General features: G+C 58.3%; 26 protein-coding genes and 1 pseudogene. 15 read left to right on the top strand and 12 right to left on the bottom strand.

Features of this window, described 5'->3' with window-relative positions; all coding sequences use genetic code 11:
• Window positions 1-6 precede the first annotated feature (6 nt).
• Entirely contained in the window at window positions 7-438 is a 432-nt protein-coding gene (locus tag PMI36_RS22175) for a DUF1294 domain-containing protein (RefSeq protein WP_008069283.1), read from the bottom strand.
• Window positions 435-1,265 (bottom strand): undecaprenyl-diphosphate phosphatase, encoded by an 831-nt coding sequence (locus tag PMI36_RS22180; RefSeq protein WP_008069282.1) that lies wholly within the window; start codon window positions 1,263-1,265, stop codon window positions 435-437. Before PMI36_RS22180 ends, PMI36_RS22175 begins: the two co-directional genes overlap by 4 nt.
• 292 nt (window positions 1,266-1,557) lie before the next feature.
• On the opposite strand from PMI36_RS22180, the pseudogene PMI36_RS32380 reads away from it, so the two are divergent.
• The 10 genes and pseudogenes from PMI36_RS32380 to PMI36_RS22225 form a co-directional block, all read left to right on the top strand.
• Window positions 1,558-2,286: pseudogene (locus PMI36_RS32380) on the top strand (cache domain-containing protein); the annotation flags it as partial.
• Between the two features lie 171 nt (window positions 2,287-2,457).
• On the top strand, window positions 2,458-3,192 hold the full coding sequence (locus tag PMI36_RS32375; RefSeq protein ID WP_443216684.1) for a methyl-accepting chemotaxis protein: 735 nt from the start codon (window positions 2,458-2,460) through the stop codon (window positions 3,190-3,192).
• A 232-nt stretch (window positions 3,193-3,424) separates the two neighbouring features.
• Complete coding sequence (gene pnuC / locus PMI36_RS22190; protein ID WP_008069278.1) at window positions 3,425-3,988, top strand: nicotinamide riboside transporter PnuC; 564 nt, start codon at window positions 3,425-3,427, stop codon at window positions 3,986-3,988.
• The gene (locus tag PMI36_RS22195) at window positions 3,985-4,509 is read left to right on the top strand and encodes an AAA family ATPase (protein WP_008069275.1); all 525 of its coding nucleotides are present in this window, start codon (window positions 3,985-3,987) and stop codon (window positions 4,507-4,509) included. Before pnuC ends, PMI36_RS22195 begins: the two co-directional genes overlap by 4 nt.
• Window positions 4,510-4,991: 482 nt before the next feature.
• Window positions 4,992-5,429, top strand: coding sequence for a hypothetical protein (locus PMI36_RS22200; RefSeq protein ID WP_008069273.1), 438 nt, complete (start codon window positions 4,992-4,994; stop codon window positions 5,427-5,429).
• Between the two features lies 1 nt (window position 5,430).
• The gene (locus PMI36_RS22205; RefSeq protein WP_008069272.1) at window positions 5,431-6,003 is read left to right on the top strand and encodes a hypothetical protein; all 573 of its coding nucleotides are present in this window, start codon (window positions 5,431-5,433) and stop codon (window positions 6,001-6,003) included.
• A gap of 51 nt (window positions 6,004-6,054) precedes the next feature.
• Window positions 6,055-7,344 carry a hypothetical protein gene (locus tag PMI36_RS22210; RefSeq protein ID WP_008069270.1) on the top strand — a complete coding sequence of 430 codons (1,290 nt, stop codon included), beginning with the start codon at window positions 6,055-6,057 and terminating at the stop codon, window positions 7,342-7,344.
• Between the two features lie 62 nt (window positions 7,345-7,406).
• Window positions 7,407-8,087 (top strand): C39 family peptidase, encoded by a 681-nt coding sequence (locus PMI36_RS22215; RefSeq protein ID WP_008069268.1) that lies wholly within the window; start codon window positions 7,407-7,409, stop codon window positions 8,085-8,087.
• A gap of 32 nt (window positions 8,088-8,119) precedes the next feature.
• Window positions 8,120-8,857, top strand: a complete 738-nt coding sequence (locus PMI36_RS22220) for a hypothetical protein (RefSeq protein WP_008069262.1) — start codon at window positions 8,120-8,122, stop codon at window positions 8,855-8,857.
• Window positions 8,858-8,903: 46 nt separating this feature from the next.
• On the top strand, window positions 8,904-10,184 hold the full coding sequence (locus PMI36_RS22225; protein ID WP_008069261.1) for a transporter: 1,281 nt from the start codon (window positions 8,904-8,906) through the stop codon (window positions 10,182-10,184).
• 126 nt (window positions 10,185-10,310) lie between these two features.
• Here the strand turns inward: PMI36_RS22225 and PMI36_RS22230 are convergent, their stop codons facing one another.
• Complete coding sequence (locus PMI36_RS22230) at window positions 10,311-11,636, bottom strand: sigma-54 dependent transcriptional regulator (RefSeq protein WP_008069260.1); 1,326 nt, start codon at window positions 11,634-11,636, stop codon at window positions 10,311-10,313.
• Between the two features lie 342 nt (window positions 11,637-11,978).
• Here PMI36_RS22230 and PMI36_RS22235 point away from each other — a divergent pair, with 342 nt between their 5' ends.
• The 3 genes from PMI36_RS22235 (at window position 11,979) to nhaB (ending at window position 15,394) form a co-directional block, all read left to right on the top strand.
• Window positions 11,979-12,242 (top strand): hypothetical protein, encoded by a 264-nt coding sequence (locus PMI36_RS22235; RefSeq protein ID WP_008069259.1) that lies wholly within the window; start codon window positions 11,979-11,981, stop codon window positions 12,240-12,242.
• Window positions 12,243-12,524: 282 nt separating this feature from the next.
• The gene (locus PMI36_RS22240; RefSeq protein WP_008069257.1) at window positions 12,525-13,814 is read left to right on the top strand and encodes a hypothetical protein; all 1,290 of its coding nucleotides are present in this window, start codon (window positions 12,525-12,527) and stop codon (window positions 13,812-13,814) included.
• 77 nt (window positions 13,815-13,891) lie between these two features.
• Window positions 13,892-15,394, top strand: coding sequence for a sodium/proton antiporter NhaB (gene nhaB, locus PMI36_RS22245; RefSeq protein ID WP_008069256.1), 1,503 nt, complete (start codon window positions 13,892-13,894; stop codon window positions 15,392-15,394).
• Window positions 15,395-15,509: 115 nt separating this feature from the next.
• Here the strand turns inward: nhaB and PMI36_RS22250 are convergent, their stop codons facing one another.
• Genes PMI36_RS22250 through gnd form a run of 3 tightly spaced genes read right to left on the bottom strand, consistent with a single transcriptional unit; the run spans window position 15,510 to window position 18,828 of the window.
• Window positions 15,510-16,331 carry a Cof-type HAD-IIB family hydrolase gene (locus PMI36_RS22250; protein WP_008069254.1) on the bottom strand — a complete coding sequence of 274 codons (822 nt, stop codon included), beginning with the start codon at window positions 16,329-16,331 and terminating at the stop codon, window positions 15,510-15,512.
• Complete coding sequence (zwf, locus tag PMI36_RS22255) at window positions 16,328-17,851, bottom strand: glucose-6-phosphate dehydrogenase (RefSeq protein WP_008069252.1); 1,524 nt, start codon at window positions 17,849-17,851, stop codon at window positions 16,328-16,330. The genes PMI36_RS22250 and zwf overlap by 4 nt, the downstream gene beginning before the upstream one ends.
• Window positions 17,848-18,828 (bottom strand): phosphogluconate dehydrogenase (NAD(+)-dependent, decarboxylating), encoded by a 981-nt coding sequence (gnd, locus tag PMI36_RS22260; protein ID WP_008069250.1) that lies wholly within the window; start codon window positions 18,826-18,828, stop codon window positions 17,848-17,850. The genes zwf and gnd overlap by 4 nt, the downstream gene beginning before the upstream one ends.
• Before the next feature lie 272 nt (window positions 18,829-19,100).
• Here gnd and PMI36_RS22265 point away from each other — a divergent pair, with 272 nt between their 5' ends.
• Both PMI36_RS22265 and PMI36_RS22270 read left to right on the top strand, forming a co-directional pair.
• Window positions 19,101-19,283: a DUF6026 family protein gene (locus PMI36_RS22265; protein ID WP_008069248.1), complete on the top strand. Its 183-nt coding sequence runs from the start codon at window positions 19,101-19,103 to the stop codon at window positions 19,281-19,283.
• Window positions 19,284-19,481: 198 nt separating this feature from the next.
• Window positions 19,482-21,227: a phosphoethanolamine transferase CptA gene (locus tag PMI36_RS22270; protein ID WP_008069247.1), complete on the top strand. Its 1,746-nt coding sequence runs from the start codon at window positions 19,482-19,484 to the stop codon at window positions 21,225-21,227.
• Between the two features lie 194 nt (window positions 21,228-21,421).
• On the opposite strand, the gene PMI36_RS22275 is transcribed toward PMI36_RS22270, so the two are convergent.
• The 6 genes from PMI36_RS22275 to speB all read right to left on the bottom strand — a co-directional run bounded on the left by PMI36_RS22275 (window position 21,422) and on the right by speB (window position 26,160).
• Window positions 21,422-21,913, bottom strand: coding sequence for a GNAT family N-acetyltransferase (locus PMI36_RS22275; RefSeq protein ID WP_008069244.1), 492 nt, complete (start codon window positions 21,911-21,913; stop codon window positions 21,422-21,424).
• A 116-nt stretch (window positions 21,914-22,029) separates the two neighbouring features.
• On the bottom strand, window positions 22,030-22,611 hold the full coding sequence (locus PMI36_RS22280; protein ID WP_008069243.1) for a DinB family protein: 582 nt from the start codon (window positions 22,609-22,611) through the stop codon (window positions 22,030-22,032).
• A gap of 18 nt (window positions 22,612-22,629) precedes the next feature.
• Window positions 22,630-23,748, bottom strand: coding sequence for a cell division protein ZapE (gene zapE / locus PMI36_RS22285; protein WP_008069242.1), 1,119 nt, complete (start codon window positions 23,746-23,748; stop codon window positions 22,630-22,632).
• A 133-nt stretch (window positions 23,749-23,881) separates the two neighbouring features.
• Window positions 23,882-24,223 carry a nuclear transport factor 2 family protein gene (locus tag PMI36_RS22290; RefSeq protein ID WP_008069241.1) on the bottom strand — a complete coding sequence of 114 codons (342 nt, stop codon included), beginning with the start codon at window positions 24,221-24,223 and terminating at the stop codon, window positions 23,882-23,884.
• A 52-nt stretch (window positions 24,224-24,275) separates the two neighbouring features.
• On the bottom strand, window positions 24,276-24,992 hold the full coding sequence (locus PMI36_RS22295; protein WP_007897371.1) for a helix-turn-helix transcriptional regulator: 717 nt from the start codon (window positions 24,990-24,992) through the stop codon (window positions 24,276-24,278).
• A 208-nt stretch (window positions 24,993-25,200) separates the two neighbouring features.
• Entirely contained in the window at window positions 25,201-26,160 is a 960-nt protein-coding gene (speB, locus tag PMI36_RS22300) for an agmatinase (RefSeq protein ID WP_008069240.1), read from the bottom strand.
• Window positions 26,161-26,172 lie beyond the last annotated feature (12 nt).

The raw sequence follows: 26,172 nt of genomic DNA, 5'->3' as shown, positions 1-26,172 counted from the left end.
AGCGCTTTAAAACAATGCAAACAGGTTAGCGCCCAGAAACAGCTGATCGATCCAGAACACTTGATGCATCAGCACGATGAGCCAGAACACCAACTGAAACGAGACTTTGCGGGTCTTGTGCCGAAACGCTTGCTGGGCCAGCAAGGCTCCTGGCCAACCTCCCGCCAGCTCCACCGCGTGCAAGACGTTCTCCGGCGTGCGCCAGCTATCGGCGCGGGCCTTGTGCTTGTCGCTCCAGTACAGGAAAAACGCCAGCACGCTGACGATGCCGTAGGCCGCCAGGGGAATCACCGACACCCCGCGCAGCCACATCGACACCGAGCCAAACAACGGCACTGCGCACAGCACAACGAACACCAGCAGTTTCAGCCGCAGATTCTGCATGGCGCCCCCGGACTTGCGCCCGGGGTTGTTGTTGCGTGCACTGGAATCGCTCATGGCTTGACCGCGGTCCAGTCGACCCAGCCGAATTGCCAGGTGGCCAGGATCACCAGACCGAACGCAATGCGATACCAGGCGAATGTCGCGTAGCTGTGGCTGGCAATGAATATCAGCAGGGCCCGAACGGCGATCATCGCAAAGATGAAGGCGGTGATGAAGCCAATGGCAAATACCGGAAAATCAGCCGGCACAAACAGGTCGCGGTATTTGTAACCCGAGTACACCGCCGCCCCGACCATGGTTGGCATGGCGAGGAAGAACGAGAATTCGGTGGCCGTTTTGCGCGACAACCCGAACAGCAAGCCGCCAATGATCGTCGAGCCGGAACGCGAAGTCCCCGGAATCATGGCCAGGCACTGGGCGAAGCCGACTTTGAGAGCGTCTTTCCAGGTAATGTCATCGACGCTTTCAGCATGCACTTCATGCTGACGACGTTCGGCCCATAACATCACGACCCCGCCCACGACCAATGCGGTAGCCACGGTAATCGGGTTAAACAGGTACTCGTGAATCAAGTCGGCGAAAATCACCCCCAACACCACCGCCGGCAGGAAAGCGATCAACAGGTTCGCGGTAAAACGCCGAGCGCTGGGCTGCGTCGGCAAGCCAATGACCACGTCGAAGATCTTGCGGCGAAACTGCCAGACCACCGCCAGGATCGCGCCGAGCTGAATGATGATATTAAAAGCCATGGCCCGCTCGCCGCCGAAATTGAGCAAGTCCGCCACAATAATCTGGTGCCCGGTACTGGAAATGGGCAAGAACTCCGTCAGCCCTTCTACCACGCCTAAAATCAATGCCTGAAAGGCCGTCCAAAGATCCATCAATCCCCCAAGAAACAATGCCCCCAGGCATGCTCCGTTAATAATTCATATGCATTAGCTGCGATCAACCTTAGCTGAATCCCCGCGCGCACAAGATCCACGCAACACGGTAAAAATTGCGTGAAAAAAGACTTGGGCTCAGGTTTTCCTGCGCGGGGCCGAAATCCTATCAGACAAGCCTCGTTTACGCTGCCGCGTAATAGGACCTGAGTCGGATAGGCCCGATCGGCAAAGTGTGATTGGATGCTGGCGATCGTTTATTACAAGAACAAGAAACCGGAGTAACCGCGTTATGAACAGCTTGCGCAGTGTGTCGATCAGCCGACGCTTGTGGCTCATCTTGATCGTGGCCGTGGTGATGCTATTGACGTTGGGCGTGTTGATGCTCAAGCAAATTCACGACGACCTCTATCAGGCCAAGGCCCAAAAGACCCAGCACGTGGTGCAGACCGCCAGCGGGATCCTCACCTACTATCACGGCCTGGAAACTGCCGGCACCCTCACCCGCGATGCCGCGCAAAAACAGGCACTGACCGCCGTGCGCGGTTTGCGCTACGACCAGAACGATTATTTCTGGATCAACGACCTGACGCCCGTCATGGTCATGCACCCGACCAATCCGAAACTTGAAGGTCAGAATCTCTCGACGATCCGCGACCCCGACGGTTTCGCGCTGTTCAACGAGATGGTCGCCATCGCCAAGGCCAAGGGTGCCGGCATGGTCGATTACCGCTGGCCGAAACCGGGCGCCAGCGCGCCGGTGGAAAAAACCTCCTACGTGAAACTGTTCGAGCCCTGGGGTTGGGTGATCGGTTCCGGCGTGTACATCGATGACATGCAGGCCGAGTTTTATGCCCAAGTCTGGAAGGCCTCTTTTGTGGGTCTGGTCATTGCGCTGATCATGGCCCTGCTGGTGATCATGATTGCCCGCAGCATCGTGCGTCCGCTCCAGGAAACCGTGAACGCCATGGCCAACATTGCCAGCGGTGAAAGCGACCTGACCCGCAGCCTCGATACCCACGGTCAGGACGAAGTCACGCAACTGGCCCGGCACTTCAACGCCTTCACCGCGAAACTGCGCCTGGTGATCAGTCAGCTGCAAGTGTCCGCTGGTGCGCTGGGCCAATCTTCCAATGAACTGGGCAACGATGCCGCGCAAGCCCAGCAGCGCAGCCAACAGCAATCCCAACAAATGGAACTGGTGGCGACCGCGATCAACGAAGTGACCTACGGCGTGCAGGATGTGGCCAAAAACGCCGAACACGCGGCCAGCGAAATGCGCAATGCCGAGTCTCAAGCGCAACAGGGCCAGGTCAATATCGACGGCAGCCTGCAGCAGATCGACAAGCTGTCGTCGACCATCGATCAAGCCGTTGAAGTGATTCGTACGCTGGCCGCCGAAAGCACGCAAATCGGCAGCGTTCTGGAAGTGATCCGCTCCATCGCCGAGCAAACCAACTTGCTGGCCCTCAACGCAGCCATCGAAGCCGCCCGAGCCGGCGAGCAAGGTCGCGGGTTTGCGGTGGTTGCCGATGAAGTGCGCCTGTTGGCCCAGCGTACTCAAAAATCGACGGCGGAAATCCAGTCGATGATCGAACGCCTGCAAAGCCATTCGGAAGCGGCGGTCAAGGTGATTGGCGACAGCAGCCGTGCCTCGCAACTGACCATCGAGCAGGCCGGCCTTGCCGGCGCCAGCCTGAATGCCATCGGCCAGGCCTTGCGCAATCTCAATGGGTTGAACGCTTCGATTGCCAGCGCGACTTTGCAACAGGCCCACGTGGTGGAAGACATCAATCAGAACGTGACCCAGGCCGCAGGCTTGTCCCACAGCACGGCACTGGCGGCCGAGCAGTCGAGCGTGGCCAGCGTTCATCTCAAGGAATTGAGCGAGCAGTTGAACGGGTTGCTGGAGCAATTTCGGGTGTAACTCTTTTCTTCACCTGACGCGATCCCTTGTGGGAGCGGGCTTGCTCGCGAAAGCGGTGTATCAGGCAGCATCAATATTGACTGTGCCGCCGCCTTCGCGAGCAAGCCCGCTCCCACAGGGATTGCGTTTGATTGACTGGCATTGGCAAGCCCCCTTCCCCACAACAAGCCCATTCCCCAACAATCCGGGTACAATTCGCCCCCCTTCATTTTTACAACACCAAGGAACCTCCATGTCCGGGCTTGAACTGTTTGCTGCCGCCCTCGGCGTGATTGCCGTCTGGTTGACGGTCAAACAGAACCCCTGGTGCTGGCCGATCGGTCTGGTCATGGTGCTGCTGTATAGCTGGATCTTTTTCGAAGTGAAGCTGTATTCGGACATGCTGCTGCAAGTGATCTACGCCGGTTTGCAGATCTACGGCTGGTGGCAGTGGACCCAGGGGACCGCGACTCATGGCAAGCGGCATGTCAGCCTGCTCGATGGCAAATCCGTTGCGCTCGGACTGGCCGTCGGCGCAGTCGGCAGTTTGCTGCTGGGCGCCGCGATGGCCCACTGGACCGATGCCGCGCAGCCCTGGCTCGATGCGGCACTGACCGGTTTCAGCCTGGTGGCGCAGTTATGGATGGCGCAAAAACGTCTGCAATGCTGGCCGCTGTGGATCGCACTGGACATCATCTTTGTTGGCCTGTTCATCTATAAAGCGCTGTACCTGACCGCCGGCCTCTATGGGGTATTCGCACTGCTGGCTGTGCATGGCTGGCGGACATGGCGCACCGACCCGGCGTTGCGCACATGAAAGTACTGGTACTGACGGGGCCTGAGTCCAGCGGCAAGAGCTGGCTCGCCGCCGAACTGCAACAGCAATTCGGTGGTGTTCTGGTGGGTGAATACGTGCGCTGGTTTATTGAGCAGAAGGCGCGCGACACCTGCCTGGCCGATATCCCTGAAATCGCTCGCGGTCAGTTGCAATGGGAAGACGACGCTCGCTTCCAGGGGCCGTCGTTGCTGATTCTCGATACTCACTTGCTGAGCAATATGCTCTGGAGCCAGACCCTGTTTGGCGATTGCCCGGCCTGGCTCGAGCAAGCACTGCTGGCTCGACACTATGACTTGCACTTGCTGCTGTCGCCCGAACAAGTCGATTGGACCGATGACGGTCAGCGCTGTCAGCCCGAGCTGGAGGAACGCCGGGCTTTTTTCAACGCGACTCAGGCATGGCTGGTGCAGCATCGACAGCCTGTTCAAGTGCTTCAGGGCAATTGGGCCGAACGCCGGCTTCAGGCATTGCAAGCCGTCACGCTGCTGCTCGGGCGCTGAGCCGGCCAACACCTAAATCCCTGTGGGAGCGGGCTTGCCCGCGAAGACGGCGGCACAGTTAATATTGATGTCGCCTGACACACCGCTTTCGCGGGTAAGCCCGCTCCCACATTGGCTTGCGCGGAGCTGAAGGACACTGGCCAAATACCCCAGCATTTGTTGCAGAATTTTTGCAAATACGTCCGCTTCTGAAACACCGCCCCCTCTCGAACAACCCGTCTCAACGCTGGTCATCTTATTGTCATGCGATGTGTTAGAGCGCTGATACATCCTGAACAAAGCTTGGATCCAGTGCTATTGCGATCTCTTATCAATATTGCCGTCCCGGCGGTTGTCTCAGACCTGAAACACCCTTTTATCGATCCACTAGCGTTGATCGATAACCCTCTGAATCAAAACAATAATCAAAAACCGGCACAGCTTTCGCTCATTCCTTCACAACGCTGACCAGGACCAGCCACAACAAAGAAGGAATTGCCGCCGTGGGGACATTTGATAACAGCATCTTTAGCCTCCTACTGATCGGATGTGTACTGGGCTCAAGTGTCAGCCTGCCGGTTCAGGCTGACAACGGCCTCATCATTATCAAACGTGATGTCCAACCGCGCATGGCAACGCGTGCACCGGTGATCCCAGACCCTAGCCCCACGACCGCCAATGCCAACCCGTCCAAACAAGTCCTCAGGCAAACGAACGAGTTGAGCGACGGCGACTTCGCCAACGTCGCCAGTGGTGCCGGTATCTCCCGCCTGGTCACTCAAGGCACCAACAACCTGGGCGGCAATATCACCAACCAGACCCAGCTTTCCAACCTCCCCGCTGGACGTTCGGGAAACTCGGGCAACGGTATTGCCAACATGGTCAATTCAAATGTCCAGCAAGGCCTGGGTGCTCTGAGAGTTGTAACGGGAGACCGTTGAGATGAATCGTACGCTGCTGATGATCGCCATGTTTTGCAGTGCATCCACCTTTGCCCAATCACCCGTCATCAATAACGCCAACATCGACGGTTCGGGCATGCAGCACCAGGGCAACCTCTCGGTCAATCAGGCGGCGGGCGATCAGCAGCAACAGGCCAACGCCCGGGCCATCGCCATTGGCAACAACGCCAGCGCCACCACACAGATTCGCCAACGGCTGCGTACGCAGGTCGACCCCAGGATCGATGCTCGATCCAGCATTCAAGGCGACTCCTTCAGCCACGGCAACGGTGTACTGGGCGTCAACCAGAGCGCAGGCGCCAGCAACCAGCAAGCCAATGCCCTGCGGATAAGTATCAGTACACAGCCGCAAAGTATCGACGACAGCGTCCTCATGCAGCAGAACGTGACGCTGATCAACAACTCCGATCCAACTGACTCTGCACCAGGCAATCGCCAGGTCGCTACCAGCGATCAGGCCTTCACCGGTAGCCGTGGGGTGATCCAGTTGAATCAGAGCTCCGGGGTGGGAAACCGAATGGCCAACACCCTGAGCGTACGGGTCACGGATTGATCCAAACAGGTAGAAACAACACTTAACCTAAAATAAGTACGGAGAATCACCATGAAACCTTCGATGGCACTCAAGCCTCTGGTTTTCGCAATTGCTGCGGTCATGGCTGTTGCTGTACAAGCGAACGATTGGCGTGACAATGACCACCACCATGGTCATAAACCCCCTCCTCCAACAAAGATCCCTGTCTATGCGACGGCCAATGCGTGGGATAACCAGAGCAGTACCGGCAACCGCATCCGTAACGAGGGGACGGTCAACGAAGCTGAAATGAGCAGCTCTGCCACAGGCGCCAGCGGCAACGTCGGCGTCAACGTGGCGGCAGGTAGTGGCAACCAACAAGACAACGCGTCCGCCATCGCCAATGCTGCCTCAAACTCCAGTCAGGACAACAGCTTCGTGTTCGGCACTGCCGAAGCCACCGCCGACGTCACGCAATACAGCAACAACAACAGGGTCAACAACTTCGGCAGCACAGCCTCTGCCGTGATGAACGGATCGGGGAATGGCGGCAGCGGCAATATGGGTATCAACATTGCTGGCGGCGACCTCAACCAACAGAAAAACACCATGGCCATTGCCAACACCAATGCCCCGCTCGGTAACGCAACAGCCACCGCCTCTGCCGATCAACAAGGTCCTGGCCTGGTCGTAAATAACAACGCCGATCGGACATATCGCCAGGATACGTTCACATTTACCAGAACGGCCAGCGGTAGTTCCTCTCGCGACAAGTCTTCCGATTTGAGCGTTGATAAAAGCGCTTCTTCGAGCTTCGATGTGAGTGGTTCCAGGAGCGCTGATGCGAGTGGTTCCAGAAGCTCCGATGCGAGCGGCTTCAGAAGCTCGGACAGCAGCTCTACCAGCAGTGCTTCTTTGAGCGCTGCTTTGGATGCGTCTGCTAATGCCACCAGAACTGTTACCTGGAACAATGGCAATGGCGATCGCACCCGCACCAGGACTGTCGACGTATCGGTTGACGCATCGATCGATGCAGATTTCGACGCATCGCGTGAAAGATCGAGCGACTCCTCGTTCGAAAGATCGTTCGATAAGTCGTGGGAGAGATCGTCCGCCTCCTCGTTCGAAAAATCGGGCAGTAAAGAGTCCGAATCTTCGTACGACAAATCGAAAAGTTACAGCGAGAGCAGCTCTTTTGATTTGAGCAACACCTATTCCTATCAAGTGCTGACTCCAACTGGCTGGGCAAACCCTGTGACCAACACCGCAACCCTGAACGGTTCGGTGAATGGTGGCAGTGGCAACCTGGGCGTCAACGTGGCTGCGGGTGTGGGCAACCAACAAAGCAACTCGTTGGCCATTTCCAACAACTCGTTCTAATGGCTGTCTCTGGAGGCCCCCTCACGGGGGCCTGTTTCAACACAACCAGAAGGCGTTCCACCATGCGCATTATCGCCTTGGCATTTTTGCTTTATGTGGCCAGTGTGAGCGAGGCTGCACAAATGCCGCTTTCCGTCCTGCCGGGTGGCGCGGTGGTGTACAAACCGATCCAGAGCATACGCGAGCGTAAGTTTGCCGACCTGGTGCAGCAGAAAACCGACTTCAGTTGCGGCGCAGCTGCGCTGGCAACCATATTGCGCCAAGCCTATTGGCTGGACGTTAATGAAGAACAGATCATCGAAGGCATGCTGGCACATTCCGATCAAGATCTTGTCCGTGTCCAGGGCTTCTCCATGCTCGACATGAAGCGTTACGTGGAAAGTATCGGCATGCGGGCCCGTGGCTACCGGGTAGCGCCGCAAACGTTGAGCGACATCAGAATTCCGGTTGTGGTGCTTCTGGATATCCGTGGCTACAAACATTTTGTGGTCATGCAAAGAGTCCACAAGGGCTGGGTCTATATCGGAGATCCGGTACTTGGTCATAAACGCTACAAAGTCGACGACTTTGTAAAAGGCTGGAACGGCATCATCTTTGCCGTCATCGGTCAGGGCTACGACAAAGCCAATGCGTTGCTCGACCCACCGATGCCACTGACCGCCAAGAACCGCATCAACACCTTCACCCCGGTGCGAGACGCAGAATTGATGGATTTCGGATTCATCCAAAGCGACTTCTTCTGATAACAAGGAGCACGACGCTCCGGGAGCATTCAATGAAGACTCCACTCTGGCTGGTCGTGGTTTGCCTGGCCGCCAGCCTCCCGACCCAGGCACAGACGTTCAAACCCATTGAGCTGAAGGATCAGGAATTGGCGACCCTGCGCGGCCGCTATGTCATGCCGGGGCGGATCATCAGTTTCGGTATTGTCATGACCAGCACCTGGCAAAATGCCAATGGGGAAGTGATCGGGGCAACGTCCTCGATGCAAATTCAACAATCGACCATCAAGCCACAGTTCTATGTGTCGATGATCAATGAAAAAGGTAATGGCTCCACGAGTTCGCAAGGCACCGGCATCGTCACGGGTGGCAATGGCCTCAACAGCACCGAAGGCGTCACTCAAGTCGTGCGTGCTGCCGGCGACCATAACAGTGCCTACAACAACGTTCAGATCAACGTCACAAAGGCTAGCCAGGCGCCAGCAACAGAACAACAGGGCCAGGCGTTGGCCGCAGGCTCGACGTTGGTCGGCGCCAATGGCGCGGGCGCGTTGAGCGTTTCCTCGACCGCTACGGGTGTGCAACTCAACATCGTGGCCAACAACAACCAGGGCAGCACCGAACAACGCCTGGCCCAAGGCGGGCTGATGCAGAACACGACTTTGCTCGGCGGTGGTAACCAGGTCAACAACCTCACATCCTTCAATGTCGTGCTGCGTGACAACGTGACAACCGGGTCGCTGAACGGCAACCTCGACCAGCTCAAAGGTCTTCGCACTCAAGGATTCTGATCTACGCTCAGTGTCACCCGATGTAGTCAGAAGGGACGGCTAACCCATGCACCGATCGTTGACGTTTAGAGCTATCGTTTGTTTGAGTAGCCTGGCCCCGGCCACACTGCTGTGCGCAGCACCGGACCCCCAGGTCGAAGCACTAAAACAAGAACTCATGGAGTTGAAACAGCGTTACGAAGCACAACAGAACGCGCTGATGGTACTCGAGCAGCGCATTCGCCAAGTCGAAGAAACACCTGCGACGCCTGCCCCCAAACGCCTGACCAAATCCCCCGCAGAAACGCCCGGCGGTGGTCAGGCAGTGGCCGCCGGTGCGCCGGGAACCACGGGCAGCTCATACGGCCAGTCGCTCAAGGACGACTCGGAACCTGCGCAAAGCGTTTCCAACCTGTATGACGAAGCCAGCGGCTTCTTCGGTGGCGGCAAGTTCAGCTTCGAAACCGGCCTGACGTACACGCACTACGATACCCGTGCATTGGTACTCAACGGCTTCCTGGCACTGGACTCGATTTTCCTTGGCAACATCAACCTCGACCGTATCAAGGCGGATAACTGGACCCTGGACCTGACCGCCCGCTACAACGTGGCGCAACGCTGGCAGTTCGACATTAACGTCCCCGTGGTGTATCGCGAATCAACGTATTCCTCCGGTGGCGCCGGTGGCGCGGGCCCGGTGACGTCGGACGCAACCGTGACCCGTGACCCGACCATCGGCGATATCAACGTTGGCGTTGCCTACAAGTTTCTGGATGAGTCGGCCAATCTGCCCGATGCGGTCTTTACGCTGCGCGTCAAGGCGCCGACCGGTGAAGACCCTTACGGCATCAAACTGGTCAATGACCCGAACAACGATAATCTCTCGGTACCCGAGGAATTGCCTACCGGCAATGGTGTCTGGTCGATCACTCCGGGTCTCTCACTGGTCAAGAGCTTCGACCCGGCTGTACTGTTCGGCAGCCTGGCCTACACCTACAACATGGAAGACTCTTTCAGCGACATCAGCCCTCAGGTCAACTCCAAGGTGCCCGGGGACGTGAAACTGGGGGATTCCTGGCAGATCGGCGCCGGTATTGCATTCGCCTTGAACGAGAAGATGAGTATGTCGTTCTCGTTCACCGATCAGTTTGCCAGCAAGAGCAAGATCAAGCCGGACGGTGGTGACTGGCAATCGATTTCCAACAGCGATTACAACTCGGCCAACTTCAACATCGGCATGACCCTGGCCGCGACCGATAACCTGACGATCGTTCCCAACCTGGCCATCGGCCTGACCGACGACTCGCCGGACTTTTCCTTCAGCCTGAAATTCCCGTACTACTTCTAATCCCGCGCACACACTTTTGTTGATCATGTAGCAGCGAGGCTTGCCCGCGAAGAACGCCAGGCGGTTTAACTGAATCACCGCGCTATCGTTCTTCGCCGGCAAGCCTCGCTCCGGGTCTGCAATCGCTCAACGTATCTGATGCTTGTGCAACAAACGGTAGAAGGTAGGCCTGGATATCCCCAGCACCTTGGCGGCGTTGCTCAAATTATCGCTGTGGCGGTTAAGTACATCGCACAAGGCCTGGCGCTCTGCCCGGCACTTGTAGTCTTCCAGCGTGCCCATCGGCGAAGCGGTGGCATGTTGACTGAGCAACCCCAGGTCTCGCGCCTCGATCTGCCGTCCTTCAGCCAGAACCAATCCGCGCCGTACCCGGTTGGCTAACTCGCGGACATTACCCGGCCAGTCGTGCTTGCCCATGGCGATCAGCGCGTCTTCGCTGAAGCTGCGCGGACGACGACCGGTTTCATGGCTGTAGAAATGGGAAAAGTGATTGGCCAACATCGAGAGATCACCATGGCGCTCGCGTAGCGGCACGGTGATGACTTGCAGGACGTTCAAGCGGTAATACAGATCTTCGCGAAAGCGTTTCTTCTCGATGGCCGCTTCCAGGTCGACGTGCGTTGCCGCCAATACCCGCACATCCACCGGAATAGGCTGGTGCCCCCCTACACGCTCAATGTGTTTTTCCTGCAGGAAGCGCAGCAGATTGGCTTGCAGTTCCAAGGGCAAATCACCGATTTCATCGAGAAACAGCGTTCCGCCGTTAGCCGCCTCGATCCGCCCGACCTTGCGCTGATGAGCGCCGGTAAAGGCGCCCTTCTCGTGGCCAAACAGTTCGGACTGGATCAAGTGTTCGGGGATCGCGCCGCAGTTGATCGCCACGAACGGTTTGCTGTGACGCTGGGATTGTCGATGCAGGGTGCGGGCGACCAACTCCTTGCCAGTCCCGCTTTCGCCGCGAATCAGCACCGGAGATTCGGTGGGTGCCAGTTTGCTCAGCAGTTTGCGCAGTTCGCGAATCGGTTTGCTGTCGCCGAGCAGTTCATGTTCAGGCTGATCGATATGAACCGTGCCCTGGCCGCGCAAGCGTGCCATACCGAACGCTCGGCCCAGGGTGACCTGAACCCGTGAGACATCGAACGGCAGGGTATGGAAGTCAAAAAACCATTCGCAGACGAAGTCTCCGACATTTTGTAATCGCAGGACTTCTTGATTCAGCACTGCAATCCACTCGGTACCACTACGGGTGATCAATTCCTTGACGGCTTCCGGGCGCTCCAGATGAAATGGCTGCAAACGCAACAGGCCGACATCGCAGGTTCGTTCAGTGGCGTTTTCCAGGGTGCAGCTGTCAACATCCCATCCAACGGCGCGTAAACCCGGCAACAAGCGGTGGCAGTCGTCGCAAGGATCCACTACTAAAAGACGTCGTAAGGCAGGCGCTTCGATCATGACTGTTCCTTGACGCCAAATTTAGGAAATATTAGTAAAAACAGTCATTTGGCGGGCTTCGATGTAACACTAGCAAGATTTTGACGCGAGCTTGTATCGATTGCTTATAGGGTTGTTTGCTTATTAGTTATAAGAAGTCAGTTGGTTAGTTGCCTAACGGGTTAAACCTTTCATTCAGCTTTCAGAAGTGGCCTGAATATCGAATCAATCCAAGAAAGTTAACATTTCTTTCGATTGTGTGTGACCTAAACCCCAGTTGCGGACATCAGTACAAGTAACCAGCCGAACGGTAAGCCCAACCGACGGCACATCACTTGTTTGGGCATATAGAGAGAAGATCCCATGAACGCCCCGCTCCGTATCAACGAAGCACTTTTGATTGCCGACCGCGCATTCCAACCCTTCCAATGCGTGGCCTGGGCTCTACAAGACGGTAGCGAACTAAGCCTGGCCATCATTGATCGCACCAACACGCGCATCAGCTGCAAACAAATTCCAAGCAGCGCCTATTCCGATCCAGAGCAACTCGAACACGTGCTGGAAGAAGCCCGTGCCGAGTTGAGCCAGGAAGGTTACACACTGCAATCATGGTCCATGCCGCACTAAGTGTTTTCGCGGATTGCCTTCCGGCAATCCGCTCCCCTCTTCTTCTTAGTTGACGATTTTCTACAGTCAGCTGCGCGACACCACTCTCCTGTTTCAACTTCTAGTCGCCGGATTACTTGGCAGGCTTTTCAGTGGTTCGAAAAGACACTGTTCTGGCACAAAACGCCCCCCCTCCGGCCCATGAAAACAGTTGTGCGCCGAGTCATTCAGGGATTGAATGTTTTGCTCAGGCAGTCACCTTCCGGGCACCCGGATCAGGACGACTGGCAAGGAGATGCATGCATGTCACCCCAGACTGCTTTTGCCTTACCTGCAACCGTGAATGGCGCCGAACGGCTCGATGCGAGTTTCGCTGGCACCGGCAAGACTCAAGTGTATTTTTCCGGCAGTCTCTCCAGCATGGCCAATGACATTGCGATTGACCCTGTCGGCCGGTTGATGGTGGCGGCAAAAGTCGGTACGCCGGGCGGCCATCGCTTCGGCCTGGCCCGCCTGCTTGCAGATGGTTCGGCGGATCTGGCATTCGGCAAACAAGGCAGCATCAGCGGGCAGTTCGCCCACGGCTTCGAGGCCATGGCCGGCAAGGTGCGGGTGTTGGCCGACGGGCACATTCTGGTGGCCGGCCTGCATTACGAAAATGCTCACCGTACGCTGCCTGCCCTGGCGATGTTCGATCAGCAAGGCTGCCTGGTCCAGGGTTTTGGCGACAATGGATACTGCGTGGTGCGCCTGCCGGGTGATCTTTCCCGGGGCGCTCGCGATACCTGGTTACCGCGCGGCATGCCGGGCACTGAAGCCTGTGATGTCTGCGTGCAGGACGACGGTCGAATCCTGCTGCTGGCCAATCATCACTTCGACCCGGCCGATCACGCCGGCATGCTGATACGACTCAATGCCGACGGTTCGCTGGACGATAGTTTCAACGGCCGTGGTTTCGTCATGGTCCGGCACCTGTTAATGAACACCTGGCTCTGCAGCTTGATGGTGCAGCGCGATGGTCGGATCCTGGTGAGTGGAACAATCAATGTTCCCGAGGAAGGTCTGCTGGCGCGTTATCACCCGGATGGCCGGCTGGACGACCGCTTCGCCGTGGATGGTTTCATGACCTTCAAGGCACGCGAGCACAGCGCTCGGGTCTGCCAGATCGTCCAGCATGAAAACGGTGACTTGCATTGCTTTGGCAGCAGTCGCGACCCGATGCTCTGCCTGTCTCTGAAAGTTCACAGTAATGGCCGGCCGGATATTCATTGCAACGGTGGCCAGCCAAAGCTATTGGGAGTCAGCCGCAGCGACTGCCACTGGACCGCCGCCGGGGTTCAACCGGACGGGCGAGTGCTGACAGTCGGAGCGACGGTCGGCGGGGTCGAAGCTGATCTCGTTTTTGCCCGATATTTACCCAGTGGGCAGCTGGATCGCAGTTTTGCCAAGGGCATCGGCTGGTGTCGCACACACCTGAGTCGCGGTTCGCATACTGCTACTTCATTGGCCATTCAGGCCAACGGTTGCATTGTCATAGGCGGCTATTCACTGGACGGAAACTGCCGCGCGGTCGTCGCGCGTTATCGGTGTTAGGCCAACGTCATTTTCCACACTTGATCTTCTGTTGTTCTTACGGCAACTTGCGCGCTTCTTAATACAAGGAGTAGCCGATGTCTGGTTCAATCGCCCAGGCCTTCGCGCATAATTTTCTCGGGCACTCACCTCGTTGGTACAAGGCGAGCATTGTCGGCTTCCTGATTCTCAACGCTCTGGTGTTGTGGACGGTCGGTCCGGTGGCGGCCGGCTGGTTATTGGTGCTGGAGTTTATTTTCACCCTGGCCATGGCGCTCAAGTGTTATCCGTTGATGCCCGGCGGGTTGCTACTGGTCGAAGCATTGCTGCTGAAAATGACCACGCCCCAGGCGCTCTATGATGAGCTGGTGCACAACTTCCCGGTGATCTTGCTGCTGATGTTTATGGTGGCAGGCATCTATTTCATGAAAGACCTGCTGCTGTTTCTCTTCTCGCGCTTGTTGTTGGGGGTTCGCTCCAAGGCCCTGCTGGCGTTAATGTTCTGTTTCCTGTCCGCGTTTCTGTCGGCGTTTCTCGATGCGTTGACCGTGACTGCGGTGATTATCAGTGCGGCGGTGGGTTTCTATTCGGTGTATCACCGTGTCGCCTCGGGCGGCGATCCGCGTCAGGACAGCGAAATCGGCGATGACCGGCACTTGCCCACGCTCCATCACGCAGACCTCGAACAGTTCCGCGCCTTCCTGCGCAGCCTGCTGATGCACGGTGCGGTCGGCACCGCATTGGGCGGTGTGTGCACGCTGGTTGGCGAGCCGCAGAACCTGTTGATCGGCCATGAAATGGGTTGGCACTTCGCCGAATTCTTTTTGAAGGTCGCACCGGTGTCGTTGCCGGTATTGGCAGCGGGTCTGGTGACTTGCGTACTGCTGGAGAAACTGCGCTGGTTCGGCTATGGCACGCTGCTGCCGGACAACGTGCGTACGGTGCTGGCCAACTACGCCGCCGAAGACAACGCCGCACGCACTGCACGTCAGCGCGCTGCGTTGATGGTTCAGGGCGCGGCAGCGCTGATCCTGATTGCCGGCCTCGCGTTTCACGTCGCCGAAGTCGGCTTGATCGGTTTGATGGTGATCGTGCTGATCACCGCATTCACGGGCATTACCGATGAGCATCGCCTTGGCAACGCCTTCAAGGATGCCATGCCGTTCACGGCGCTGCTGGTGGTGTTTTTCGCAGTGGTGGCAGTGATTCAAGATCAGCAACTGTTCACACCGCTGATCCAGTGGGTGCTGGCGCTACCGACAAGTCAACAGCCGGGCATGTTGTTTATTGCCAATGGCTTGCTATCGGCCATTAGCGACAATGTGTTCGTGGCGACCATTTACATCACCGAAGTGAAACAGGCGTTCCTCTCCGGCCACATGAGCCGCGAACAGTTTGAAACCCTGGCGATTGCGATCAATACCGGCACCAACCTGCCGAGCGTGGCGACGCCCAATGGTCAGGCGGCGTTCCTGTTCCTGCTGACCTCGGCGATTGCCCCGCTGATTCGCCTGTCGTACGGGCGGATGGTATGGATGGCGTTGCCTTATACCGTGGTGATGGGCGTGTTGGGTTGGTATGCGGTGAGTTACTGGCTATAACACCGGCCAAATGTGGGAGCGGGCTTGCTCGCGAAGGCGATGTGTCATTCAACAACGATGTTGAATGTGACGGCCTCTTCGCGAGCAAGCCCGCTCCCACATTGGTTTTGTGTCGTTATCGAGGGAGGATGTATTGCTCGATCGCCTGGGCCGCGCCGTCTTCGGTATTGGCTCCGGTCACCACGTCGGCCTGACGCTTCACCGCCTCTTCCGCCTGCCCCATGGCGATCGACAACCCGGCCCGGTGAAACATCGCCGGGTCGTTGCCACCGTCACCCATGGCGGCGGTCTGCTCCAGCGGCACCCCGAGAAACTCGGCCAGTGTCGCCAATGCCTCGCCCTTGTTGGCTTTCATCGCCGTCACGTCCAGATAGATCGGTTGTGAACGCGAAACCTGCGCCTGCCCTTCGACCTTGGGCAGCAACTGCGCTTCCAGCTCGATCAACAGCCCGGCGTTGTTGCTGGCCGCGACGATTTTGTCGATACGTGCAAGGTAAGGCTCGAAATTCTCGACCACCACCGGCGGATAACCCAGGCCGTGCTGCTCTCGCGGGACCATCGGGCCGTACTGATCCTTCAACAGCCAGTCGCCGCCACTGAATACCCAAACCTCAATGTCCGGCTGATCGGCAAACAGCGTCAGCGCCGTCAGCGCCGCCGTTGCCGGCAAATAATGTGCAACCAGCACACTGCCGTCCGGGTTTACAAGGGTGCCGCCATTGAAGGCCGCCGTCGGCAGATCGACACCCAGGGCTTCGATCTGTTGCAGCATGGCTTTTGGCGGACGTCCGGTGGCCAGGCTGAACAGTACGCCAGCCTCGCGCAAGGCGCGGACCGCTTCGATCGTGCGCTGACTGAGGCTGTGATCAGGGAGCAGTAACGTGCCGTCCATGTCGCTGAGCAGAAAACGGATGGGCTGTTGCGTTACGTCACTCATCCGACGCTGTGCCAGACGCGACCATCGCGGGTGAGCAACTCATCAGCAATCTTAGGCCCGTCTTCGCCGGCCGCGTAGTTCTCCACTGTTGCGTCCTGCTGCCAGGCATCGAGGAATGGCTGCACGGCGCGCCAGCCGTTCTCGATGTTGTCGGCGCGCTGGAACAGCGTCTGATCGCCGGTCAGGCAGTCGTAGATCAGGGTTTCATAGCCGGTCGATGGCTGCATTTCAAAGAAATCCTTGTAGGCAAAACCCAGCTCGATATTGGCCATGTTCAACGCCGGCCCCGGCCGCTTGGCCAGCAGGTCGAACCACATGCCTTCGTTGGGCTGGATCTGGATCCGCAGGTAAGTCGGCTGCAACTCATCGACCTCGGTGTCGCGGAACTGCGCATACGGCGCCGGCTTGAAGCAAATGACAATCTCGGTGTCGCGCGCGCTCATGCGCTTGCCGGTGCGCAGGTAGAACGGCACGCCGACCCAGCGCCAGTTGTCGATCATGACTTTGAGCGCGACATAGGTTTCGGTCGTGCTGTCGGGCGCCACGTTGGCTTCCTGGCGATAACCGGGCAGCGGCTCGCCACCAATCTGGCCGGCGGTGTATTGGCCGCGCACCGAATTGGCTCGCGCTTCCTCGGTTGTCCAGGGGCGAATCGCGCCGACAACTTTGGCTTTTTCGCCGCGTACCGCATCGGCGCCAAAAGCGGCCGGTGGTTCCATGGCCACCATCGCCAATAATTGGAACAGGTGATTGGGCACCATGTCCCGCAGGGCGCCGGTGACCTCATAAAAACTGCCGCGGGTTTCCACGCCGACGGTTTCGGCGGCGGTGATTTGCACGTGGTCGATGTAATGGTTGTTCCAGAAGGCTTCGAACAGGCTATTGGAAAACCGGCTGACCAGAATGTTCTGCACGGTTTCCTTGCCCAGATAGTGATCGATCCGGTAGATCTGCTTTTCCGTCATCACTTTGAGCAAGCACGCGTTCAAGGCTTCTGCGGTATGCAGATCGGAGCCGAAAGGCTTTTCGATCACCACCCTTCTGAAGGCATCGGGGGTTTCTTGCAGCAATCCGGCAGCACCAAGACGCCGCACCACTTCGCTGAAAAAGCGTGGCGCGGTGGCCAGATAGAAAATCGTATTGCCCGTGCCGCTGTCGGCGATTTTCGCCGCCAGCGCTTCGTAGGTGCGTTCGTCAAGGAAGTCGCCCTGGACATAGCTGATGTGCTTGGCCAGTTTGGCCCACAACGCCGGATCAAGGGCTTGATCGCCCTTGCCGACCTTGGCCGCCACTTCCGCCCGAATGAAATCTTCGAGTTTTTTGGCGAAGGCTTCGTCACTGATAGCGTTGTGATCAACGCCGATGATCCGCAGTCCATTCCCCAGCAAACCGTCGCGACTCAGGTTGTACAGCGCCGGCATCAGCAAGCGCTTGACCAGATCACCATGGGCACCGAACAGAAACAGCGTGGTAGGCGGTGCGGGTTCTGCCTTGGATTTCCTGCGGATCACATGGGTCATTTTTTCGGGGTCTCCACATGGCCACCGAAGCCGAAGCGCTGGGCCGAGAGAATCTTGTCGCCAAAGGTGCCTTGCCCGCGCGAACGGTAGCGCGAGAACAGCGAGTTCGACAGCACCGGTACCGGCACCGATTGCTCCATCGCGGCTTCGATGGTCCAGCGCCCCTCACCGCTGTCAGCCACCGAGCCTGAGTAGCCGTCGAGCTTCGGATCGCTGGCCAGTGCGTCGGCGGTCAGATCAAGCAGCCAGGACGACACCACGCTGCCACGACGCCAGACTTCGGCGATGTCGGCAACGTTCAGGTCGAAACGCTGGTCTTCCGGCAGGTTGGTGCTGGCTTTGGTCTTGAGGATGTCAAAGCCTTCGGCGAAGGCCTGCATCATTCCGTATTCGATGCCGTTGTGAATCATTTTCACGAAATGGCCAGAACCGGCCGGGCCTGCATGGATGTAACCGCGCTCGGCGCGATCGTCATCGGACTGGCGATCCTTGGTGCGCGGGATATCGCCCATGCCCGGGGCCAGCGTTTCGAACAGCGGGTCAAGACGCCTAACGGTGTCGGCATCGCCGCCGATCATCATGCAGTAACCACGCTCCAGACCCCAGACGCCGCCGGAGGTGCCGACGTCAATGTAGTGCAGGCCTTTTTCCGACAGGGTTTTGGCCCGGCGGATGTCATCCTTATAGAAGGTGTTGCCGCCATCGATGATGGTATCGCCCGCTTCAAGCAAGGTACTCAGGGTGTCGATGGTGTCTTCGGTCGGTGCGCCGGCGGGCAGCATGACCCACACCGCGCGTGGTTTGGCCAGGCCAGCGACCAGGGCTGGCAAGTCGGCAACACCGGTGGCGCCTTCTTCAGCCAGGGTATCGACAAAGGCGCTATTGCGGTCGTAAACAACGGTGGTATGTCCGTTGAGCATCAGGCGCCGCGCAATATTACCGCCCATGCGGCCCAGTCCAATAATCCCGAGTTGCATGTACTGATGCTCCCTACTACAAATAAAGTGTGTCAAAGGTTATAGCCCAACGCGACTCATTCGAGTTAGTCCAGCGTATGGGGATGAAGTTTCCGGGCATTGTGCCCGATCCAGACTGATAACGTCGGGAATCGTACCGAAGACACAACGACCATGAAAAATAAAAAAGTTCCCTTCAGGGGCAAAAGAAATCAAAATTGGCGCCGATAGTAAGTGAGCACCCGAATTCGGGAGCGAACTTACAGTTGAGACAGCCATTTGCGAGGTGAGCAATGGGCACCGTACACACAGCACTGCCAGCACAAACCCTTTACGTCACGATCCGTCGCGATGAACTGCGCCAGTTGAAAGATGAGCGCGACCAGTTGAAACGGGAAGTCGCGCAATTGCGCCTGCTGACCCAAGGCAATCAGGCTCAGCCTTTGCCTGTCACCCAACGTGCTCCCCACGCCTGACCCCCTCGTTTGAATCGGAAGCAGCCGCTGCTGTTTCCGACTTGCTGCAACCCTGCCAGCCCTGGCAACTCACAAAGTTTTCACACCTTCTTGTTGATACTCCGGCTCATTGTGGCCGCTCGGTATCCACGCGGCGCCCGTTCGTCTGCGACAAGGAGAGTGCCGACGGCCGAAGTAATTATCAGGCTGGAGTGCTGAATGGCTTTGTTTAAACGCAGCAAAACGTCTGCGAAAGGTTTTGATTGGGCAGGATTTCTCTGGTTATTTCTGTTCTTCTGGTATTTTTCCGGCATCACCCAACTGCTGATTCAACTGACAGGTACTTCCGGTTTTGCCGGGTTCCGTCAGGCCTTTGTGATGAGCGCCATCTGGCTCGCGCCGATGCTGCTGTTCCCCAGACAAACACGGGTGATGGCCGCACTGATCGGCGTGGTGCTGTGGGCCTGCTCGATGGCCAGCCTCGGTTATTTCTTCATCTATCAGCAGGAATTTTCCCAGAGCGTCATCTTCATCATGTTCGAATCGAACGTGTCTGAAGCCGGCGAGTACATGACCCAGTATTTTGCCTGGTGGATGGTACTGGCGTTCCTCGCCCACACCGCGTTCGCGTATTTGCTGTGGACCCGTTTGCGCCCGGTATACCTGCCACGCGGCCAGGCATTGGTCGCGGCGACGGCGATTCTGCTGGCCGTGGTCGGTTACCCGCTAATCAAGCACACCGCACGCAGCGGCAGCCTGGCGGGCGGCTTCGAGAAGTTCGAAACCCGCATCGAGCCCGCCGTGCCTTGGCAGATGGCCGTGGCCTATCACCGTTACCTCGATACCCTGGCCGGCATGCAAGACATGCTCGACAGCGCCAGCAAAATTCCACCGCTCAAAAACCTCACCGATTCGATGGCCAATCAGCCGGCGACCCTGGTGCTGGTGATCGGCGAGTCCACCAACCGTCAGCGCATGAGCCTGTACGGCTACCCTCGGCAAACCACCCCGGAGCTGGACAAGCTCAAGGATCAACTGGCGGTCTTCGATAACGTCATTACCCCGCGTCCCTACACCATCGAAGCGTTGCAGCAGGTGCTGACCTTCGCCGACGAAGAAAACCCGGACCTGTACCTGTCGACGCCGTCATTGGTCAGCATGATGAAACAGGCGGGTTACAAGACTTTCTGGATCACCAACCAGCAGACCATGACCAAGCGCAACACCATGCTCACGACCTTCTCCGAACAGGCCGACGAGCAGGTGTACCTGAACAACAATCGCAACCAGAACGCCGCCCAGTACGATGGCGACGTGATCGAACCGTTCAACAAGGCCCTGGCCGATGCAGCGCCACGCAAGCTGATCGTTGTGCATTTGCTCGGCACGCACATGAGCTACCAGTACCGTTACCCGCCGACATTCAACAAGTTCACTGACCGCAAAGGCGTTCCGGACGGCGTGCGTGACGATCAGGTGCCAACGTACAACAGCTATGACAACGCAGTGCTGTACAACGACTTCGTGGTGTCGAGCCTGATCAAGGACTACGCCAAGTCTGATCCGAACGGCTTCCTGCTGTACCTCTCCGACCATGGCGAAGACGTCTTCGACTCCGTTGGCCATAAAACCCTGGGCCGCAACGAGAGCAAGCCGACGGCGCCGATGTACACCATTCCGTTCATGGCCTGGGCTTCGCCGAAATGGCGCGAAACCCATGACTGGAGTTTTGCTGGCGACTTGAGCCGGCCGTACAGCAGTTCGCAACTGATTCACACGTGGGCGGATCTGGCCGGCCTGAGTTTCGATGAACTGGACCGCAGCAAAAGTCTGGTCAGCGACAGCTTCAAGCCTCGGCCATTGATGATCGGCGACCCTTATGCACGTAAGCAGAGGCCGTTGATCGACTTCAGCCTGATGAAACCCAAGGGCGCACCTATCACGCCGGAAGTCGTTCAGCAGTAATTCTGGCGCGGATCCTGTGGGAGCGGGCTTATGTGGCGAGGGAGCTTGCTCCCGCTCGGCTGCGAAGCAGTCGCAAACCCTTTACATGCGGTTTAACTTTGAAATGCCGGGGTCGCTGCGCGACCCAACGGGAGCAAGCTCCCTCGCCACAAAAGCCCCACTCCACAACAAGCTCGCTCCCAAAGGACTGCGAATTAAAGCGCCTTGGTCCAGAACAGCATCCGACCGTGCGCCGGGTCGAACATGCCTGGCGAGAAACCGAATTTGCCATAAGCCCCCTGAGCCACCGCATTACCTTCCAGCACTTCCAGGGTAATTTTGCAGCAGCCGCGCTGGCGCGCGATGTCTTCGACTTTGTGCAGCATCTTCTGACTCAGCCCCAACCCGCGAAACTTCGACACCACCGCCACATCGTGCACGTTCACCAATGGCCGGCAGGCGAATGTCGAAAAACCTTCAAAGCAGTTGACCAACCCTGCCGGTTCGCCGCCGACAAACGCCAGTACACTGAAGGCATGGGGACGTTTGGCCAGTTCCCCCGGCAGTTGTTGCAACACATCGGCGGGTAACGGATGACCGCCGCCCATCGGGTCTTCGGCGTAATGGTTCAACACCAGGCTAATCGCCTCTGCATGCACCGGGTTGGTGTAGCTGGCCTGAAGCACAAGAATTTCTGCGGATTCCATTTCCATCCTCAATCACACAAGTTGCCCCAGCTCGCTTCTTGCGCACTGAAAGGTCTGACGACCTTATCGCGAGTGCCGGTGTGCCGACAACCGGATCCTGTTGTGATCGTTCCTCCTCAAACACCCCAGATCAATGACTCGGTCCATCCCAACTCAGCAAAATCCTCAGCCCTCAACCCCGACTCACCCGCACAAAAAAACTCGTCCAGTTGCGGTGGCTTGACCGACGTGCCACTGAGCATCGCGTGAACCTGCCCGCGATGATGAATCTGATGCTCGAACAAATGGGACAGCATGCGCAAACGGCTGTCATGTTGCGGGGTGTCGCGCGCGATGGTCACGAGCCGTCCTAGGTCTGCGTCGCGCAGTTGCTCACAGTAGGCAATCAGTCGACGGTCCACCAGGGCTTGCTCGCGCTTGAGATCGGCGCCGTGGGCGAACGGCTCGTCTTCGTTGAAAAACACGTAGCAATCGGGATGCGGTTCGTCACCGCGCAACTCCCGCTCAAGTGCATCAACATAGAACCAGTCACAGGTCAGAATGTGATTGAGGGTCGCGCTGAGGCTGGGAAAGAAACTGACTCGCGGCGCTGCCAGTTCGGCCGGGCTTAGCTGAAGCCAGGCCTTGGCCAGTCGGTGATTGGCCCAGGCGTTCTGATAGGCCATGGTCAGCAAATGGTGGGACAAGGGCTGATTCATGTTCGCTCCTCCCGGAGATCAAACCTCGGCGAAACGTTTGAGCTGCATTTCCTGCAGACGACTAAGGGTGCGACGAAACGGAAACTCCAGATAGCCCTCGGTGTACAACGCCTCCATCGGCACCTGCGCTTCGAGGTACAGCGGCACCTTGCGGTCGTAGCATTCGTCCACCAGGGCGATGAACCGCCGCACGCCATCGTCATGCACCGACAACTGCGGTAACTCGCGATCCCCCGCCGCCACCCGTTCAACGCCGTCTTCAGTGCCGCGGGCGATGCGCCCTTCGCGTTTTTGCGCGCTGAGATTGGGCACATCACTCAACACAATAGCGCTGAAGGTATCGCACAGGGCCATGAAGTCCATGGCGGCAAATGGCTGCTCGCAGAGCTCGGCGTAACGGCACCAGAGCACGGTTTGACTGGCCTGCCTGACATTGACCGAACGGTAGCCGATCTTGACCGGATCGCTGGACAGCGACTGGCCGACGGTCAAGGCTTTGAACACCTCGCTCAATGCGCCAGGCTGACCCGGTACGTTCACCCAGTAACGCTGCAGACCGGCGCCAGGATGCAGGCGATGATCTTCCCCGCCATCCACCGCAATCACTTGCATGTGTTGCTTGATCGCAGCAATAGCCGGCACAAACCGGTCACGGTTGAAGCCATCCGCGTAAAGCTGATCCGGCGGCTGATTGGAGGTGCAGACCACCACCACGCCCTGCTCGAACATCACCTGAAACAAACGTCCGAGAATGATCGCGTCACCGATGTCGTTGACGAACAATTCATCGAAACACAGCACCCGCACTTCCTGGCTCAGCTCGCGGGCCAGCGCTTTCAATGGGTCGGCGGTGCCGGTCAATTGAAAGGAGCGCTGATGCACCCAGCCCATGAAATGATGAAAGTGCTGACGCCGGGCCGGGACGCGCAGGTTTTGGTAGAACTGATCCATCAACCAGGTCTTGCCCCGCCCGACCGGGCCCCAGAGGTACACGCCGGTGACGGGCGTGCGGTCTTCATGCAAGGCTTCGTGGCATTTTTGCAGCGCCCACACAGCGTGTTCCTGGGCTTCGTCCTGGACGAAGCCCTTCTGTTCGATGGCGTGTTGCCAGGCGCTTAAGGGAGAGTCGACATTCATGCGCGGCAGTATAGGTAAAACGCAATCCATGTGGGAGCGGGCTTGCTCGCGAAGGCGTAGGGTCAGCCAACATCAATGTTGAATGACACACCGCTTTCGCGGGCAAGCCCGCTCCCACAGGTTTCGCGCCGGGTTACAGCGAGATGTCCAGCCGGGCAATCTTGCCCTGCTCATTGAGGCGGAACATGTAGCGCAGTTCCAGCGGGCTGCCAGGAAATGTGCCGGAGATCAGGTTGTGCACCAGCACTTTGCCGGTGCGCAGTTGAACGTCGAGCACCTCGACCCGGGGCTGATAACGTTGTGCGGTGTCTTGCATCCATTGGGCGATGGCGTGTGTGCCGACCTGATGCTGCCCCTCATCGAACACATTGGCATCCTCAGCGAAAAAACTGGCAACCCTCGACGTGTCGCGAGCATTGGCAGCGGCAATGTAGGCGGCAATGGCGGGGGCCAGTGAAGAGGCTGGATTGGACATGTTTACGGCTCCTTGTGAGTTGATTCTGGAGCCATGCTAAAACAAGCCTGTGTCAATTCTTGTCAGGAGTGAAACGCCCTGCTTCGTCCAGTTGCATCTGCTTGCGCCAGGTGCGCAACAGGTCGCTGCGCCGCCCCGGATAGCGCTCACCCTGCTCGCTGGCGGCCGAGATCCGGTCGGTGCGAAAGGTGCGATAGGCACTGCGCAACTCACACCAGGCGACGATGATCCGCACCTCGTTGAGAAAACCCAGGGCCAGTGGCCAGATCAGCCGCTGACTCGGCACCTGATTGGCGTCCGCGTAGTCGATGTGCAGCTTGGCCTGATCGCGGATGGCTTGGCGAAACACATTCAAAGGCACGGCATTTTGCGGGTAGCCATAGCCCGGCGGCCCCGGCAGCACCGTCGGGTTGCGCAAGGCCTCCTGGGCGGCGGGGTCGAGTACCGCGGCGATTTTTGCCAGGGCATCGGCCGCGGCTTTGCCCAACACCTCATCGCCACGCTGATCCACGTAGCGCAAGCCGAGCACGATGGCTTCGGTCTCATCGGCATTGAGCATCAAGGGCGGCAGAAACAGGCCGCTGCGCAACACATAGCCGATCCCCGCCTCGCCAAAAATCGGCGCGCCGAGCGCGGTGAGTTCAGCGATATCGCGGTACAGCGTGCGTTCGGAAATCTCCAGTTCGCTGGCCAATGTCGCGGCAGTCACCGGACGACTTTTGCCCCGCAGCACTTGTAACAAAGTCAGTAAACGGCTGGTTCGCGACACGGTCGGCAGGCTCTTTCCTGAAAAGTCGTCGGAGCTTAGCAGAGGCTGCTGTCAGAAACTGGCAGGAGCGACAAGACCATCGCTCGATGGCCTGGCACAGATCAAATGTGGGAGCGGGCTTGCTCGCGAAGACGGCTTAACATTCAACACTTCTGGTGGCTGACACTCCGCTTTCGCGAGCAAGCCCGCTCCCACATTGGCTTGTGTGTTACCGATCGACCTTGTGTTTGGCCGCATACAAACACAGCATCTCCATGGCCAATGTCGCCGCTGCCAGTGAGGTAATGTCCGCGCTGTCGTAGGCCGGCGCCACTTCCACCACGTCCATGCCCACCAGGTTGATCCCGCGCAAGCCGCCGAGGATTACCAGCGCCTGCACCGTGCTCAAGCCGCCACACACCGGCGTTCCGGTGCCCGGCGCAAAGGCCGGGTCGAGGCAGTCGATGTCGAAGGTCAGGTACACCGGGTTATCACCGACCCGGGCACGAATCGCCTCGACGATCGCCTCGCACCCTTGCCGATGCACCTGCCGCGCATCCAGTACCTGAAAGCCCTGATGATCGTCATTGGTGGTGCGCAACCCGATCTGCACCGAGCGCGACGGATCCACCAACCCTTCTTTGGCCGCATGCCAGAACATCGTGCCGTGATCGACGCGCTTGCCCTCCTCATCCGGCCAGGTGTCGCTGTGGGCGTCGAAGTGAATCAATGACAACGGGCCATGCTGACGGGCATGGGCCTTGAGCAGCGGATAACTGATGAAGTGATCGCCGCCAAACGTCAGCATTGCGCAACCGCTACTCAGGATGTGCTCGGCGTGGGCTTCGATACTTTCCGGCACCGAATGCGGCGTGCCGTAATCGAAGGCGCAATCGCCGTAGTCAATCACCGCCAGGTGATCGAACGGGTCGAACGTCCACGGCCAGTGGCGTTCCCAGGCGATCCCGGTGGACGCCGCCCGAATGCCGCGCGGTCCGAAACGCGCGCCGGGGCGGTTGCTGGTAGCGGTGTCGAACGGCACGCCGCTGACCACCACGTCGACGCCACGCAAGTCGCGGCTGTAGCGGCGGCGCATGAAACTGGTGATACCGGCGTAGGTGCTTTCGGCGGCAGTCCCGTAAAGACTGTCGCGGGTCATGGCCTGATCGTTCTGTGCAGGGACGTCCATGGTGTATTCCTT

Source organism: Pseudomonas sp. GM79 (assembly GCF_000282495.1).
GTDB lineage: Bacteria > Pseudomonadota > Gammaproteobacteria > Pseudomonadales > Pseudomonadaceae > Aquipseudomonas.
The sequence above is the reverse complement of the archived record's forward strand: the minus strand, read 5'-3'. Positions and strand labels throughout refer to the sequence as shown.